At 64.2% G+C, this 15,607-nt stretch carries 13 protein-coding genes; 4 read left to right on the forward strand and 9 right to left on the reverse strand.

Features of this window, described 5'->3' with window-relative positions:
* Positions 1 to 21 precede the first annotated feature (21 nt).
* From prmA to DK261_RS17670, 7 genes are all read right to left on the reverse strand, one after another.
* Positions 22 to 900, reverse strand: coding sequence for a 50S ribosomal protein L11 methyltransferase (gene prmA / locus DK261_RS17640; protein WP_028681590.1), 879 nt, complete (start codon positions 898 to 900; stop codon positions 22 to 24).
* 287 nt (positions 901 to 1,187) lie between these two features.
* On the reverse strand, positions 1,188 to 2,543 hold the full coding sequence (gene accC, locus DK261_RS17645; protein ID WP_007921646.1) for an acetyl-CoA carboxylase biotin carboxylase subunit: 1,356 nt from the start codon (positions 2,541 to 2,543) through the stop codon (positions 1,188 to 1,190).
* Positions 2,544 to 2,560: 17 nt separating this feature from the next.
* On the reverse strand, positions 2,561 to 3,022 hold the full coding sequence (gene accB / locus DK261_RS17650; protein WP_009046774.1) for an acetyl-CoA carboxylase biotin carboxyl carrier protein: 462 nt from the start codon (positions 3,020 to 3,022) through the stop codon (positions 2,561 to 2,563).
* Positions 3,023 to 3,046: 24 nt separating this feature from the next.
* Positions 3,047 to 3,502, reverse strand: coding sequence for a type II 3-dehydroquinate dehydratase (gene aroQ, locus DK261_RS17655; protein ID WP_007921644.1), 456 nt, complete (start codon positions 3,500 to 3,502; stop codon positions 3,047 to 3,049).
* A 134-nt stretch (positions 3,503 to 3,636) separates the two neighbouring features.
* The gene (locus tag DK261_RS17660) at positions 3,637 to 5,430 is read right to left on the reverse strand and encodes a protein-disulfide reductase DsbD (RefSeq protein WP_110176106.1); all 1,794 of its coding nucleotides are present in this window, start codon (positions 5,428 to 5,430) and stop codon (positions 3,637 to 3,639) included.
* 229 nt (positions 5,431 to 5,659) lie between these two features.
* Complete coding sequence (locus DK261_RS17665) at positions 5,660 to 7,624, reverse strand: methyl-accepting chemotaxis protein (RefSeq protein ID WP_110176075.1); 1,965 nt, start codon at positions 7,622 to 7,624, stop codon at positions 5,660 to 5,662.
* Positions 7,625 to 7,676: 52 nt separating this feature from the next.
* Positions 7,677 to 9,341, reverse strand: a complete 1,665-nt coding sequence (locus tag DK261_RS17670) for a PleD family two-component system response regulator (RefSeq protein ID WP_009041984.1) — start codon at positions 9,339 to 9,341, stop codon at positions 7,677 to 7,679.
* A gap of 292 nt (positions 9,342 to 9,633) precedes the next feature.
* Here DK261_RS17670 and DK261_RS17675 point away from each other — a divergent pair, with 292 nt between their 5' ends.
* The 4 genes from DK261_RS17675 (at position 9,634) to speA (ending at position 13,950) form a co-directional block, all read left to right on the forward strand.
* Positions 9,634 to 10,701, forward strand: a complete 1,068-nt coding sequence (locus DK261_RS17675; RefSeq protein WP_110176076.1) for a DUF2333 family protein — start codon at positions 9,634 to 9,636, stop codon at positions 10,699 to 10,701.
* A 3-nt stretch (positions 10,702 to 10,704) separates the two neighbouring features.
* On the forward strand, positions 10,705 to 11,241 hold the full coding sequence (locus DK261_RS17680; RefSeq protein WP_009046778.1) for an NUDIX hydrolase: 537 nt from the start codon (positions 10,705 to 10,707) through the stop codon (positions 11,239 to 11,241).
* Between the two features lie 201 nt (positions 11,242 to 11,442).
* Positions 11,443 to 11,814, forward strand: coding sequence for a translation initiation factor Sui1 (locus DK261_RS17685; RefSeq protein WP_007921638.1), 372 nt, complete (start codon positions 11,443 to 11,445; stop codon positions 11,812 to 11,814).
* A 222-nt stretch (positions 11,815 to 12,036) separates the two neighbouring features.
* On the forward strand, positions 12,037 to 13,950 hold the full coding sequence (gene speA / locus DK261_RS17690; RefSeq protein WP_009046779.1) for an arginine decarboxylase: 1,914 nt from the start codon (positions 12,037 to 12,039) through the stop codon (positions 13,948 to 13,950).
* A 61-nt stretch (positions 13,951 to 14,011) separates the two neighbouring features.
* Here the strand turns inward: speA and DK261_RS17695 are convergent, their stop codons facing one another.
* Together DK261_RS17695 and DK261_RS32900 are read right to left on the reverse strand one after the other, a co-directional pair.
* Positions 14,012 to 15,358 carry an MATE family efflux transporter gene (locus DK261_RS17695; RefSeq protein WP_053268124.1) on the reverse strand — a complete coding sequence of 449 codons (1,347 nt, stop codon included), beginning with the start codon at positions 15,356 to 15,358 and terminating at the stop codon, positions 14,012 to 14,014.
* Positions 15,346 to 15,537 (reverse strand): hypothetical protein, encoded by a 192-nt coding sequence (locus DK261_RS32900; RefSeq protein WP_138984938.1) that lies wholly within the window; start codon positions 15,535 to 15,537, stop codon positions 15,346 to 15,348. Before DK261_RS32900 ends, DK261_RS17695 begins: the two co-directional genes overlap by 13 nt.
* Positions 15,538 to 15,607: the final 70 nt, after the last annotated feature.

A 15,607-nucleotide genomic window follows, 5' to 3' on the forward strand; every position in this document is an offset into this window, starting at 1 on the left:
CGGTTCATGCAGGCGGCCATTCTAGCGCCGACGGCCGGTGATGCGTACCCAGCCATCGAGGTTGGCGATAGGATCCAGGTCGAAGTCCTGGGCGTAGGCGGCCGCGACTTCTTCACCTTGTTCGGCGAGGATGCCCGACAGCGCCAGGCGTCCGCCGCTCTTGACCAGGCGGGATAGTTGCGGCGCCAGGGAAACCAGCGGGCCGGCGAGGATATTGGCGACCAGCACGTCCGCCTGGACCTGTGGCAGGTCTTCCGGCAGATAGAGCGGGAATAGTTCTTCGGCGATGTTGTTGCGCCCGGCGTTGTCGCGGGAGGCTTCCAGGGCCTGCACGTCGATGTCGGTGCCCACCGCCTGCTTGGCGCCCAGCAGCAGGGCGGCGATCGCCAGGATCCCCGAGCCGCAACCGAAGTCCAGCACGTTGCAGCCTTTCAGGTCCTGGCCGTCGAGCCATTCCAGGCACAGCGCGGTGGTCGGGTGCGTGCCGGTGCCGAAGGCCAGGCCCGGATCGAGCAGCAGGTTGACCGCGTCCGGCTCGGGAGCGGCGTGCCAGCTGGGGACGATCCACAGGCGCTGGCCGAAACGCATCGGCTGGAAATTGTCCATCCAGCTGCGTTCCCAGTCCTGGTCTTCGATCACTTCGCTGTAGTGTTCGGGCAGCGGGCTGCCGGTCAGCAGCTCAAGGTGGGCCAGCACGCTGGCGGCCTCGGTGCCGCCTTCGAACAGGGCCAGCAGGTGAGTGTGATTCCACAGCGGGGTGGTGTTGAGTTCCGGTTCGAAGATCGGCTGATCCTCGGCGTCCATGAAGGTCACCGAAACGGCGCCGACTTCGAGAAAAGCGTCTTCGTAGGTTTCGGCTTGTTCTGGGCTGATGGCGAGACGGACTTGCAGCCAAGGCATGGCGGGCACCTTTGAAATATGTAATGTGCAGCCTAGCGGGCTGCGAGAAGCGCGCAAGTTTACGCGAGCGAGGCGCAGAAGACGACACGCCAGGCGCCATTTCCACTTGCCCGCACCGCCTCTCTGTAGGGGCGAGCTTGCTCGCGATGCCTGCAGGGGCGCCGCGTAACACCAGGAAAATGCGTGTTGTCGCTGATGGCCCTGTCGCGAGCAAGCTCGCTCCTACAGGGGGGGCAGAAACGACAAGGCCGCTCGAAAGCGGCCTTGTCGGTCTGGTGCGGTGTCGATCAGTGTTGACCGGCCAGCTTGTGCTCCAGGTAGTGAATGTTCACACCACCTTTGCAGAAGCCTTCGTCACGAGTCAGGTCGCGGTGCAGCGGAATGTTGGTCTTGATCCCGTCGACCACGATTTCGTCCAGCGCATTGCGCATGCGCGCCATGGCTTCTTCACGGGTTGCCCCGTAAGTGATCAGCTTGCCGATCAACGAATCGTAGTTCGGTGGAACCGCGTAACCGCTGTACAGGTGCGAGTCGACGCGTACGCCATTGCCGCCCGGAGCATGGAAATGCTTGACCGTGCCTGGGCTTGGCATGAAGGTTTTCGGGTCTTCGGCGTTGATCCGGCATTCCAGGGCGTGGCCACGAATGACTACGTCCTTCTGGGAGATCGACAGCTTGTTGCCAGCGGCGATGCTCAGCATCTCCTTGACGATGTCGACGCCAGTGACCATTTCCGATACCGGGTGCTCTACCTGCACGCGAGTGTTCATCTCGATGAAGTAGAAACGACCGTTCTCGTACAGGAACTCGAAGGTACCGGCACCGCGGTAGCCGATGTCGATGCACGCCTTGACGCAGCGCGCGAAGACTTCCTGGCGAGCGGTTTCGTCGATGCCCGGGGCCGGCGCTTCTTCAAGCACCTTCTGGTGACGACGCTGCAGGGAGCAGTCGCGGTCGCCCAGGTGGATCGCGTTGCCCTGGCCGTCGGACAGTACCTGGACTTCCACGTGGCGTGGGTTGGTCAGGAACTTCTCCAGGTAGACCATCGGGTTGCCGAACGCCGCGCCCGCTTCGGAGCGGGTCAGCTTGGCCGAGGAGATCAGGTCTTCTTCTTTATGCACCACGCGCATGCCGCGACCACCGCCGCCGCCAGCGGCCTTGATGATCACCGGGTAGCCGACTTCACGGCCGATGCGCAACGCGGTTTCTTCGTCTTCCGGCAGCGGGCCGTCGGAACCGGGAACGGTCGGTACACCGGCAGCGATCATCGCGTGCTTGGCCGATACCTTGTCGCCCATCAGGCGAATGGTCTCGGCTTTCGGGCCGATGAAGGCGAAGCCGGAGTTCTCGACCTGCTCGGCGAAGTCGGCGTTTTCCGCGAGGAAGCCGTAGCCTGGGTGAATGGCGGTGGCGCCAGTCACTTCGGCGGCCGCGATGATCGCCGGAATGTGCAGGTAGGAGTGCGCGGCGGAGGCCGGGCCGATGCAGACGGATTCGTCTGCCAGACCCAGGTGCATCAGTTCCTTGTCGGCCTTGGAGTAAACGGCGACGGTCTTGATACCCATCTCTTTGCAGGCACGCAGGATCCGCAGGGCGATTTCACCGCGGTTGGCGATCAGAACTTTTTCCAACTTCGCAGACATCGTTGGCTCTCCGCGGTTCAAACGATGGTGAACAGCGGTTGGTCGTACTCAACCGGCTGGCCGTCTTCGACGAGGATGGATTCGATCACACCGCTGGTTTCAGCTTCGATGTGGTTCATCATCTTCATGGCTTCGACGATGCACAGGGTGTCGCCTTTCTTCACGCTCTGGCCGACTTCAACGAAGGCTGGCGAGGTTGGCGAGGATTTGCGGTAGAAGGTGCCGACCATCGGCGAACGGGCAACGGTGCCGTTCAGCGCTGGGGCAGCTGGAGCTGCTGGTGCAGCGGCGGCGGCCGGAGCGGCAGCGGCAGGTGCGGCGGCCGGAGCAGCCATCGGTGCCGGTGCGTAGTACTGCTGGGCTGGAGTCTTGCTGTGGCGGCTGATGCGTACGGACTCTTCGCCTTCCTTGATCTCCAGCTCGTCGATGCCGGACTCTTCCAGCAGTTCGATCAGTTTCTTAACTTTACGGATATCCATGAATCATCAACTCCCAAGGGTCGGTCAGGGGCGTTTAGCTTGTTGTTCAAGCTGCTCTAGTGCGGCCTCCAGGGCCAGTCGGTAACCGCTGGCGCCAAGGCCGCAGATCACTCCCACCGCAACGTCGGAGAAGTAGGAGTGATGGCGGAAAGGTTCGCGTTTGTGCACGTTAGACAAATGCACTTCGATGAATGGGATGCTCACCGCCAGCAGCGCGTCACGTAATGCGACACTTGTATGCGTAAAAGCTGCTGGATTGATCAGAATGAAGTCCACGCCTTCATCGCGGGCAGCATGGATACGGTCGATCAATTCATACTCGGCGTTGCTTTGCAGGTAGAGCAAATGGTGGCCGGCCTCGCGAGCCCGGCGTTCCAGGTCCTGGTTGATCTCAGCCAGGGTGACTGCGCCGTAGACCCCCGGTTCACGGGTGCCGAGCAGGTTCAGATTGGGTCCGTGAAGCACCAGTAGGGTCGCCATCTGCCGTTCCTTGTTTTATCTGTGGGCCATTATTCAGAACCCGGCGACTATGCCGCAAAGCCTTTGTGACTGTCCAGTTCTCTGCAATAGGCAGCACGATGACCGATGTTTACGCGAAATATGTGACCAACTGACTAATTCCGGTCATTCGCTGCGGCAATGCGTTCGGCGAAGTCCGCGGCGCTGATTTCGCCGACCACGCGCACATCGGCACGTTCGACGCCATCTTTGCCGAAGAACATCAGCGCCGGCGGGCCGAACAGGTGGTAGCGGTCCAGCAGGGCGCGCTGTTCGCGGTTGCTGGCGGTGATATCGAAGCGGACCAGGCGATAGCCCTGCAGGCGTTCGACGACCTGGCGGTCGCCGAGCACCTCGCGTTCGATGACTTTGCAACTGATGCACCAGTCGGCGTACCAGTCGAGGAGCAGTGGGACACCCGCGTTTCGGGCATCGGCCAGGGCCTGGTCCAGCTCGCCCGGAGTGGTGACGGTCTGCCACTGGCCGGCGCTGGTTTTCTCAGGGCTGTTGCTGGTGGTCGCGACCGGTGCGCGGGCGAGCGGGCTGAACGGATCGGTCTGGCCGCTGAATGCGCCGTACCAGCAGGCCAGGGCATACACCAGCAGGAACAGCCCGCACAGCTGCGCCAGGCGCGCGCGCGGTGCCTTGTAGACAAACTCCAGGGCGCCGAGAAACAGGCCGACGCCGGCCGCCAGCGCACCAATCAGCAACAGGCTGACCTGGCCCGGCAAGACCCGGCTCAGCAGGCCGATCGCCAGGCCGAGCAGCAGCACGCCAATGGCGTTTTTCACGTAGACCAGCCATGGCCCGCTTTTCGGCAGCCAGGCCGCGCCGCCGGTGGCCACCAGCAACAGCGGCGCGCCCATGCCCAGGCCCAGGGCGAACAGTTTCAGGGCGCCGCCCAGGGCGTCGCCGCTGGCGCTGATATACAGCAGGGCGCCTGCCAGCGGCGCCGAAACGCAGGGCGATACCAGCAGGCTGGACACCACGCCGAGAACCGCCGCGCCCCACAGCGAGCCGCCTTCGGTGCGCCCGGCGATGCGTTCCAGGCGTTGGCTGACAAAACGCGGCAGCTTGAGTTCGAAGACATCGAACATCGCCAGGGCGAACACGACGAAGAACAACGCAAAGGGCACCAGCACCCAGGCCGATTGCAGGCGCGCCTGCAAATTGAGCTGGGCGCCGAACAGCCCCATCAAGGCGCCGAGCAGGGCGAAACAGGCGGCCATCGGCAACACATAGGCCAGCGACAGATTGAAGCCGCGCCAGCCGCCAACCTGGCCCTTGAGGACCACGCCGGACAGAATCGGCAGCATCGGCAGGACGCAGGGAGTAAAGGTCAGGCCGATGCCGGCAAGGAAGAACAGCGCCAGTTCGCGCCAGCTCCAGCCGGTTTTCCCACTGTCGGTAGCGGGGCTGCCGGCACTTGAGGCATTGGCAGAAGAGGCGGCGCCATCGATCTGCAAACGCTCGGTTTCCGGTGGATAACACAGGCCCTTGTCGGCGCAGCCCTGGTAGGTCACGACCAGGGTGAAGGCCCGTTGATCTGCGCCGGTACGCGGCAGTTCGACATCGACAATGTCGTGGTAGACCTCGACGTCGCCGAAAAACTCGTCGTGTTTCTGTTCACCCTTGGGCAGTTGGGCGGCACCCAGGGCGATGTCGGCGGGCTCGGCGCGGAACTGGAAGCGGTGGCGATAGAGGTAATAACCCTCGGTGGCGACAAAACGCAGCTTGATCGATTGCGGCGTGCCTTGTAGCAGGCTCAGCTGGAACGCTTCGCGCACCGGCAGGAAGTCGGCGCTGTTGTTGATCGAACCCAGGGTCGAACTGGGGCGGCTGTCCAGCAGCCCGGCGGCGGTCGCCGGCAGGGCAAGCACGAACAACATCAGGCAAAGCAGGCGACGCATGGCAATCTCGCGAATCGAAGGTGTGCGCATGATAGCGGAGAGCGGCTGACTCTGCGCATGCGCCCTGTAGCCGCTGCCGAGCCTGCGAGGCTGCGATCGGTCTGGGCGGCATTCCGACGTAGCGGCCGCAAAGTCTGCAACCGTGCTCTTTCAGGCAAACCACATGGGTCGGCTTTGCGAGGACTGCGTCCTCGATCGCAGCCTCGCAGGCTCGGCAGCGGCTACAGGGTCAGACGCGGAACGCCTGCACCGCCGTGTGCAGCTGGCCGCCCAGGGCCAGCAGGTTCTCGCCCTGTTCGCGACCTTCGCCGATGCGTTGCAAGTTATCCCCACCCAGTTGATGGATGCGCTCGCTGTGGTCGCGGATTTCGCTGACGGCGCCGCTTTGCTGGGCCGTGACATCGGCGATGCGGATGGCGGTGTCGGAGATGGTCTGGATCGCCCCGACGATTTCATCCAGCGCACCGTCGGCGGCCTGGGCCTGGCTGGCGGTGGCTTCGGCATGTTCGACCTGGGCGCGCATGCCCTCCACCGATTGCCGGGCGGCGGCCTGCAGGCCGGCGATCAGGGTCTGGATCTCGGCGGTGGCGCCAGCGGTGCGTTGCGCCAGGGAGCGCACTTCCTCGGCGACCACGGCAAAGCCGCGACCCATTTCCCCGGCCCGCGCGGCTTCGATGGCGGCGTTCAGGGCCAGCAGGTTGGTCTGGTCGGCAATGGAGCGGATCACCGTGAGCACGCCGCCGATGGTCGCCGATTCCTCGGCCAGCTGTTCGATCATCTGCGCGTTGCCCTGCACTTCGCCGACCAGGGCATGCAGCCCGGTCAGGCTCAGGCCGATCACTTTCTGCCCCTGTTCCACCGCCAGCCCGGCGCTGCGGCTGGCATCGGCGGCCTGGCTGGCATCGCCGGCGACTTGCTGGATGGTCGCTTCCAGCTCGCCCAGGGCGTCACGGATCTGCGCGGTATCCCCGGCCTGGCGCTCGGCGCCGCCGTGCAGGCCGCTGCTCAGGTCCGCCAGGGCGCGGCTGCTGCCGGCGACCTGTTCGGCGTTCTGCCGGATGGTGCCCACCAGGTCCACCAGGTAGGCACGCAGACGGTTCAGGGACTCTTCGATATCGTGCAGTTCGCGGTTGGTCCGGCCCAGCTGGATGTCGCGGCTGAAGTCGCCTTCGGCCCAGGTCGACAGGGCCGGCGCCAGGTTGGTCAGGACCCGCGCCAGCCGGCGCTGCAAGGTATCGATAAGCAGGGCGATCAGCAGGATCAGGCCGATCATCAGGCCCTGCATCAGCCGTACTTCGCCCTGGATCTGCCCATGTTGGGCGCGCACCACCGGCTCCAGCTCGGCGATGGCCTGCTGCACGGCGGTGATTTTCAGGTGGGTGGCGGCGCTGAGGTCGGCGCGTTTCTGGATCTGCTCGCGGGTGCGGTTCAGCTCGGCGGGGTAACGACCGAGCAGGCTGTTGAGTTCGCGCTTGAGGCCGATGCCGGCGTCTTCGGCGGCGGCTTTCTCGGTGTTCTCCAGGCCCATCATGGCGGCGAAGTCATCGGTATTCGACTCGTTGCTGGCCGCGACACCCAGCAAGGGCAGGACGTCCAGCTGCTCGGCCTGGACGCGCATGTTGCTCACTTCGCGCTCGACGTCGGCGGCCAGCTCGCTGCGGCCGCTGCTCACCAGTTTTTCCCGGGCCAGGGACAGCTTGCCCAGGTGCTGGGAGGCGCTCAGCAGCAGCGGCAGGTAGGTCGCGGCGCTCGGGTTGCTGGCGGCTCCGGTGGCGTATTGGCTCAATTGTTCGAGGCTGGCCCCCAGCTCGCGCTCGGCCTGTAGCAGCAGCGCCTGTGGATCGCCGGCCAGTTTGCCGGCGGCCAGCAGGTCGGTCTTGCTGAATTCGGCCAGGCCCGACAGGCTCGGGCGCAGGCTTTGCGCCAGTTCCGCGGGCAGTTCGTCGAGTTGGGCCTGCAGGGTTTCGATGGCCTGGCTGGCGCTGCTCAGGCGCAGGGCGTCGCCGCTGGCCAGGTAGTCCACGATGTTGCGCGCCGCCTGGTTCTGGAACTGCTGGGACAACCCCAGGTAGCGCTCCATCAATAGATAGGGGCGTTCGAGGGCGCGTTGCGACCACCAGAGCGTGGCGCCCAGGGCCAGGCAAACGGCAACTAATAGCAGGGTATTGAGATTGGTCAGCAGCTTCAGGCGCATTGCGTTCTACCAACGACTTGAATGGTAAGTGCCTGAATTTATTGCGTTTGTATTACAGGGTTATGACCGAATCGGTGGATTCCGGTGAAAAAGTGGCGCTTTGATGGCGCGCCGCCTGGACGCGATTTCGTCCGCTGTCCTTGGCGCGATAGAGCGCTTCGTCGGCCTGGCTGGCCATCATCAGGCTGTCGGAATCTTCCCGCAGCTCGACCACTCCGGCGCTGAAGGTGCACCACAGGTCCTGCGGCTGGGCCGGGTAGTGGATCTCGGCAAAGCGCTGGCGGATTTCATCCAGCACCTTGCAGGCCGCTTCCAGGTCGGTGTCGGGCATGACGATGGCGAACTCTTCGCCGCCGTAGCGGCCGATGAAGTCGGTCTTGCGCAGGCGCTGCTTGAGAAACAGCGCCAGGCTCTTGATCACCCGGTCGCCCATGGGGTGGCCGTGGCTGTCGTTGACCCGCTTGAAGTGGTCGATGTCGAGCATGGCGAAGCTCAGCGGCTTGTTCTCGCGGCGCGCGCGGAAGCTGCAGTCTTCCAGCAGTTGCAGGATATGGGTGTGGTTGTACAGCCCGGTGAGGCTGTCGCGCACCATGCGCGCCTTGAGGTTGCGCGCGCGGGCGGCGCGGTTGCGCACGGTGGTGATCAGGTGGCGCGGCTTGATCGGCTTGGTCAGGAAGTCGTCGCCGCCCTCGCTCATGGCGTCCAGCTGCTTGTCCAGGTCGTCTTCGGCCGACAGGTAGATGATCGGCACGCTGACATAACGGTCGTTATGGCGGATTACCTTGGCCAGTTCGGTGCCGGTACAGGCTGGCATGTACATGTCGAGAATGATCAGGTCCGGCTGGAAGTCGGCCAGTTCGGCCATCGCCTGGATCGGCTCGATCAGGGTCCGGGTGATGATCCCGGCGCTGTTGAGCAGGCGTTCGGTGTGCAGGGCCTGGGCGCGGGAGTCGTCGATGATCAGCACTTTATAGGGTTCATACTGGGCGACGCAGGTGAGGATTTCGATCTTCTCCAGCAGGCTCGAAGCCTCCAGGGTACCGGTGAGGAACTCCTGGCCGCCGGCGCGCACGGCGGCCAGGCGGGTCGGGGTGTCGGTTTCGTGGAGGCTGAAGAACAGCAGGGGCAGCTTCTGCTCCAGGCCTTCCTGGGCTTCGGCGGCCAGTTGCAGGCCCATGCCGTTGCCACAGAAATCGACGTCGATGACGATCGCCGCGGGCAGACGCTCGACCATCGAGGCGCGAAACGCGGCGATGCTGTCCAGGGACTGGGCGCTAAGGCCGAAGAATTCCAGCTGCTTGGCCAGGCGCTCGCCGCGATCGTGATCTTGCAGCATCACGTAGATCGGCTTGCGCAGGGGCGGCAGGAAGGTCTGTTCCAACTGGTCGCCATGGCGCAGGCCGGTGCGCGACAGGCGTTGCATCAGGCGGTTGAGGTCGGTGATCAGGCCGCTGCTCAGGCGCCCGCGGTTGGCGTCCACCGCTTCCAGCGAATCGCTGATGCTGCGCGCCAGTTGGGTATGTTCGGGTTGCTCGAAGCGTTCGGCGAAACGCAGCAGGCGCAGGTTGGCCTCGCTGAGTTCGGACATGTCGGCGGTCGACCATTCGCTGCGCTGCAGGCGCTGCCATATCTCGAGGATCTGACGAGCCTGGTGAATTACCCGCTGGGCAAAGTGGTGCTTGAGGCGCTCACGGCTGGGGTCTTCTGGCTCGGTCATATCCTGACTACTAGTTAGGGTGCATGCTGAGATCGACTGGTGGCTCTATGCTAGCACCTCTTATGGATTGTACGAGTGTCGTACGTCAACAATCTGCAAAGCGACCTTATTCAGTTCCCGACCGACTGGTCGCATAGGTTCTGAACTGTGCTTCATTTATAGTGGCCGCTCGATATGCACCCGGCATGTGGCGTCTTGCGCGGTGGATGATTTTTAATCCGCTCGGTTCGAGGCACGATGGAGCAGGGTTGTGGTCGAACCGATGAACCCAAGTGATTGAAAGGATATAGCCATGCTGGACTGGAAGAACCGCGCGGGCAGCGCGCCGGATCGTGCTGCCGAACCCAAGTCGGCGACACGCAGCTACTTTGGTGGCCTGCTGTTCAGCCGCGCCCTGGGCACCCTGCTGGTCCTGTACCTGCTGGTGGCCGGTGCCCTGGGCTGGTACTGGAGCCAGGAACCGTCGCTGTTCCCGGTCCAGCAAGGCGCGCAGGTTGCCGCCGAGAAGGAAGGCAAGCAGATGGTCGTGGGCTACACCACGGTGGAAACCCTCAAGACCGTGGCCGGCACCCTGCTGAACAAGCCGGGTGGCTATATCTCCAACGACCGTTTCCCGCCGGGCCTGTGGATGGACAACATGCCGAGCTGGGAATACGGCGTGCTGGTGCAGGTCCGCGACCTGACCCGCGCCTTGCGCAAGGACTTCGCCCGCTCCCAGTCGCAGTCCGCCGAGGACGCCGACCTGGCCAAGGCCGAGCCACGCTTCAACTTCGACAACAAGAGCTGGGTGCTGCCGTCCAGCGAGTCCGAGTACCAGGAAGGCATCAATTCCCTGAGCCGCTACCAGGCACGCCTGTCCGACCCGGAGCAGAAGAGCGCGCTGTTCTATGCCCGTGCCGACAACCTGAACAACTGGCTGGGTGACGTCGGGACCCGCCTGGGTTCGCTGTCCCAGCGCCTGTCGGCCAGCGTCGGCCGGGTCAAGCTCAACACCGCGCTGAAAACCGAAGTCCCGGCGCCGGGCCAGTCGCCGCAGGTCGACGAAGAGGTGGTGGAAACCCCTTGGATGCAGATCGACAACGTGTTCTACGAAGCGCGCGGCCAGGCCTGGGCCCTGTCGCACCTGCTGCGCGCCATCGAGGTCGACTTCGCCGACGTACTGGCCAAGAAGAACGCCACCGTCAGCGTGCGTCAGATCATCCGTGAACTGGAGGCGTCCCAGGAAACGCTGTGGAGCCCGATGATTCTCAACGGCAGCGGCTTTGGCGTGCTGGCTAACCACTCGCTGGTCATGGCCAACTATATTTCCCGGGCCAACGCGGCGGTCATCGACTTGCGTCAATTGCTCAACCAGGGTTGATTCATGGTGGTTACCTCCAATGAGGCCGCGCATCGCGCGGCCTCCGATGCCGAACAAGTCGCCTGGGTCGATGGCGAAGACCAGTTGCTGGGCGCGCTGGCCCGCTCGGAGTTGCGCGAGCGTGGCCTGATCGGGCGCGGCACCTATATCCTGCTGTTCAATTCCGCCGGTGAGCTGTGCGTGCATCGGCGCACCCTGAGCAAGGCCCTCTATCCCGGTTACTGGGACGTGGCCGCGGGCGGCATGGTGCTGGCCACCGAGAGCTACGCCGAGTCGGCGGCCCGTGAGCTGGAGGAAGAACTGGGGGTGAGCGGGGTGGAGTTGACCGCCCACGACCACTTCTTTTTCGAAGACACCGGCAATCGCCTCTGGTGTTCGGCCTTTTCGGCAGTCTGGGACGGGCCTTTGCGCCTGCAGCCGGAAGAGGTGCTGGAAGCGCGCTTCATTTCGATCGACGAAGTGATGCGGGAAATCGCCGAAAAGCCCTATTGCCCGGACTCCCTGGCGGCCTTGCAGCGCTATCTGGCGCGGCGTCGTTAAAGTTGTATAAATTGGCGCGCTTAGGCTCTTAGCAAGTCGGCTTTTTGCCGTTACACTGCGCGACCTTTTTCAAGCTGAGCCGGCGCTGCCTTTACAAGCGCGGTCGGTCCAGTAGCGCTGCCCCTGCCTGAGTGGGGCTTCGCGGTCGATGGCACAGGCCATGTGCTTCGACCAGTCTTTGTCCTCCCAAGAGGATTGCCGGTGGCCAAAAAAGCCGCATCCTTCGCCGCCCTTGGTGGCCTGGTATTTTCCACCGACGCAGGTCGACATTGCCCGGACTGTAGCCAGCCGGTGGCAGCCTGCATCTGCAAACAAACCGTTATCCCTGCCGGCGACGGCATTGCTCGCGTGCGCCGCGAAAGCAAGGGCCGCGGCGGCAAGACGGTGACCACCATCACCGGCGTGCCGTTGGCCGAAGACGCGCTCAAGGAGCTGGCGACCACGTTGAAGAAACGTTGTGGCACAGGTGGCGCGTTGAAAGACGGCGTCATCGAGATCCAGGGCGATCATGTCGAGCTACTCTTGGCAGAGCTGATCAAGCACGGTTTCAAGGCGAAGAAGTCCGGCGGCTAGCAGCCTCTGTGAAAACCACCCCCGACTTGATGCAGCCCTGATCGATTCAGGTTTGCCGTCGTCTTCATGGTTTTCACAGAGCCTGTTCATGACCGGTTTCTAAACTCAGCGCTGTAACCGAGGTCTACGTCCTCGTTGCAGGCTAATCGTCATTTTCATTCTTTAGACTGCGCCAGCCCCGGACCGGGGTGGCGCTCTATGACTTCTTTATAGGGGACTTCGATGTCCGTACGACGCACACGCAAAGACGATGGCAGCCAATGGACAGTTGCGGACAGCCGCAGTGTTTATGGGATTCGCCATTGGGGGGCCGGGTATTTCGCGATCAATGACGCCGGTCGCGTCGAAGTTCGTCCGAACGGCCCGAACAGTTCGCCTATCGACCTGTTCGAACAAGTCGAGGAGCTGCGCAAGAGCGGCTTGTCCCTGCCGCTGCTGGTGCGCTTCCCGGATATCCTGCAGGACCGCGTGCGCCAGCTGACCGGTGCCTTCGACGCCAACATCGAGCGCCTGGAATACCAGAGCAAGTACACCGCGCTGTACCCGATCAAGGTCAACCAGCAGGAAGCGGTGATCGAGAACATCATCGCCACCCAGAACGTCTCCATCGGCCTGGAAGCCGGCTCCAAGCCCGAGCTGCTGGCGGTGCTGGCGCTGGCGCCGAAAGGCGGGACCATCGTCTGCAACGGTTACAAGGACCGTGAGTTCATCCGCCTGGCGCTGATGGGCCAGAAGCTGGGCCACAACGTGTTCATCGTGATCGAGAAGGAGTCCGAAGTCGCCCTGGTGATCGAAGAGGCCGCCACGCTCAAGGTCAAGCCGCAGGTCGGCCTGCGTGTGCGCCTGTCGTCCCTGGCATCGAGCAAGTGGGCCGACACCGGCGGCGAGAAATCCAAGTTCGGCCTGTCGGCGGCGCAGCTGCTGTCGGTGGTCGAGCGTTTCCGCAGCGCCGGCCTGGACCAGGGCATCCGCCTGCTGCACTTCCACATGGGTTCGCAGATCGCCAACCTGGCGGACTACCAGCACGGTTTCAAGGAAGCCATCCGTTACTACGGCGAGCTGCGCAACCTCGGCCTGCCGGTGGATCACATCGACGTCGGCGGCGGCCTGGGCGTGGACTACGACGGTACTCACTCGCGCAACGCCAGTTCGATCAACTACGACATGGACGACTACGCCGGTGTCGTGGTCGGCATGCTCAAGGAATTCTGCGACGCGCAAAGCCTGCCGCATCCGCACATCTTCTCCGAGAGCGGTCGTTCGCTGACCGCGCACCACGCCATGCTGGTGGTGCAGGTGACCGACGTCGAGAAACACAACGACGACGTGCCGCTGATCGAGAACAAGGAAAGCCTGCCGGAAACCGTGCAATGGCTGGTCGACCTGCTGGGCCCGACCGACATCGAGATGGTCACCGAAACCTACTGGCGCGCCACCCACTACATGAGCGACGTGGCCGCCCAGTACGCCGACGGCAAGCTGACCCTGGCCGAAAAAGCCCTGGCCGAGCAGTGCTACTTCGCCGTGTGCCGGCGCCTGCACAACTCGCTGAAGGCGCGCCAGCGCTCGCACCGCCAGGTGCTGGACGAACTCAACGACAAGCTGGCCGACAAGTACATCTGCAACTTCTCGGTGTTCCAGAGCCTGCCGGACACCTGGGCCATCGACCAGGTCCTGCCGATCATCCCGCTGCATCGCCTGGACGAAGAGCCGCTGCGCCGCGCGGTGCTGCAAGACCTGACCTGCGACTCCGACGGCAAGATCAACCAGTACGTCGACGAGCAGAGCATCGAGACCAGCCTGCCGGTGCATGGTTTGAAAGAGGGTGAGGACTATCTGCTGGGCGTGTTCCTGGTCGGTGCCTACCAGGAGATCCTCGGCGACATGCACAACCTGTTCGGCGATACCGACTCGGTGAACATCTACCAGAACCCGAACGGCACCGTGTACCACGCCGGCATCGAGACCCACGACACCATCGAAGACATGCTGCGCTACGTGCACTTGTCGCCGGAAGAGCTGATGACGCACTACCGCGACAAGGTGGCCAGCGCGAAGATCAGCGCCAGCGAGCGTACCCAGTTCCTCGACGCCCTGCGTCTGGGCCTGACCCGCTCGTCGTACCTGTCTTCCTGATAGGTCGACCGTTCGAAAAAAACCACCGCTTGCGGTGGTTTTTTTATGCTCGCCGGAAGGCTCAGCGGGCCGGAGCGAACCAGCCGTCGTGCCGGCGCAGCCCCAGGGCGAAGGCCAGCAGGGTCAGGCTGCGCACCAGCATGAACAGCAGGAAGGTCAGCCACAGGCCGTGGTTGCCCAGGCCCTGCAAGGCCCAGGCGCAGGGCAGGGTGATGAGCACACTGAGCAGCATGCCGTTGCGCATTTCCCGGGCGCGGGTGGCGCCGATGAACAGGCCGTCCAGCAGGTAGCTCCAGACCGCGATCAGCGGCAGGGCGGCGAGGTAAGGCAGGTAGATGAAGGCGGTCTGGCGCACTTCGGCGATATCGGTCTGCATCTCGATGAACAGGTGCCCGGCGCACAGGAACAGCACGGCAAAGCCGAGGCTGGCCAGCAGCGACCAGCCGCCGGCCACCACCAGCGAACGGCGCAGAGCCAGGCGATCGCGGGCGCCGATGGCGTGGCCGCACAGGGCCTCCACCGCATGGGCCAGGCCGTCCAGGGCGTGGGCGGTCAGCAGCAGGCCGTTGAGCAACAGGGCGTTGGCGGCCACGGTGGCGTCCCCCAGGCGCGCGCCTTGCACGGTGATCAGGAAGAACACCGATTGCAGGGCCAGGCTGCGAATGAAGATGTCACGGTTGACCGCCAGCAGCGGTCGCCAGCTGGCCCAGCGCTGCAACGCCGCCCAGGCAATCCGCCCCGGATAGGCGCGCAGGGCCGGGCGGGTCATGGCCAGGCCGATCAGCGCGCCGGTCCACTCGGCGATCACCGAGGCCCTGGCCGAGCCGGCCACGCCCCAGTCCAGGCCCAGCACGAACCACAGGTTGAGGGCGATGTTGATCAGGTTGGTGCTCAGCAGGATCGCCAGCGGCGCGCGGGCGTTCTGGGTGCCGAGGAACCAGCCGACCAGGGCCATGCTGGCCAGCGCCGCCGGCAGCCCGAGCAGGCGGGTATGGAAGAAGGTCCGGGTCATTTCGTCCAGCTCGGCCGAAGGCTGCATCAACTGCAAGGCCGCGCCGCTCAGCGGCACGCCTATGGCGCCCAGCAGCAAGGCCAGCCCCATGGCCAGCAGCAGGCCTTGCACCAGGATCTGCCGCAGCGCCGCACCGTCGGCGCGCCCGGCGGCCTGGGCGGCAAAGCCGGTGGCGCCCATGCGCAGAAAACCCATGGCCCAGGCCAGGAAGGTATAGAGGCTGGCGCCGACCGCCACCGCGCCGAGCTGGTGGGCGTGGGGCAGATGGCCGATGACGGTGCTGTCGACCAGCGCCACCAGCGGCACGGAAATATTGGAAAGAATCATCGGCGCGGCCAGCGCCCACACCCGACCATGGGTCGGACGGTGGCGCCAGGCAGAAATCAGGCTGGACATGCAGGCTCCTTGCGAGAGCCGGCATTGTAGCTGCTTGCCCGGCCGGCCATGCCACCCCAATCACGCCGCAAATCCTGTAGGAGCGAAGCTTGCTCGCGATTGGCGTCGGCATGTTCACTCATGTTCTTCCGGGTCTGCTCAGGCAGCGCAAGCGCCGCTTCGCGGCTGATCGCGAGCAAGCTTCGCTCCTACAAAGAAGCTGCGGGTGATGGGCCCTCTATCGATCAATGTGCGCTGCGCCACAGCCAG

This window comes from Pseudomonas sp. RW409 (assembly GCF_003184125.1).
Classification (GTDB): Bacteria; Pseudomonadota; Gammaproteobacteria; order Pseudomonadales; family Pseudomonadaceae; genus Aquipseudomonas; species Aquipseudomonas chlororaphis_I.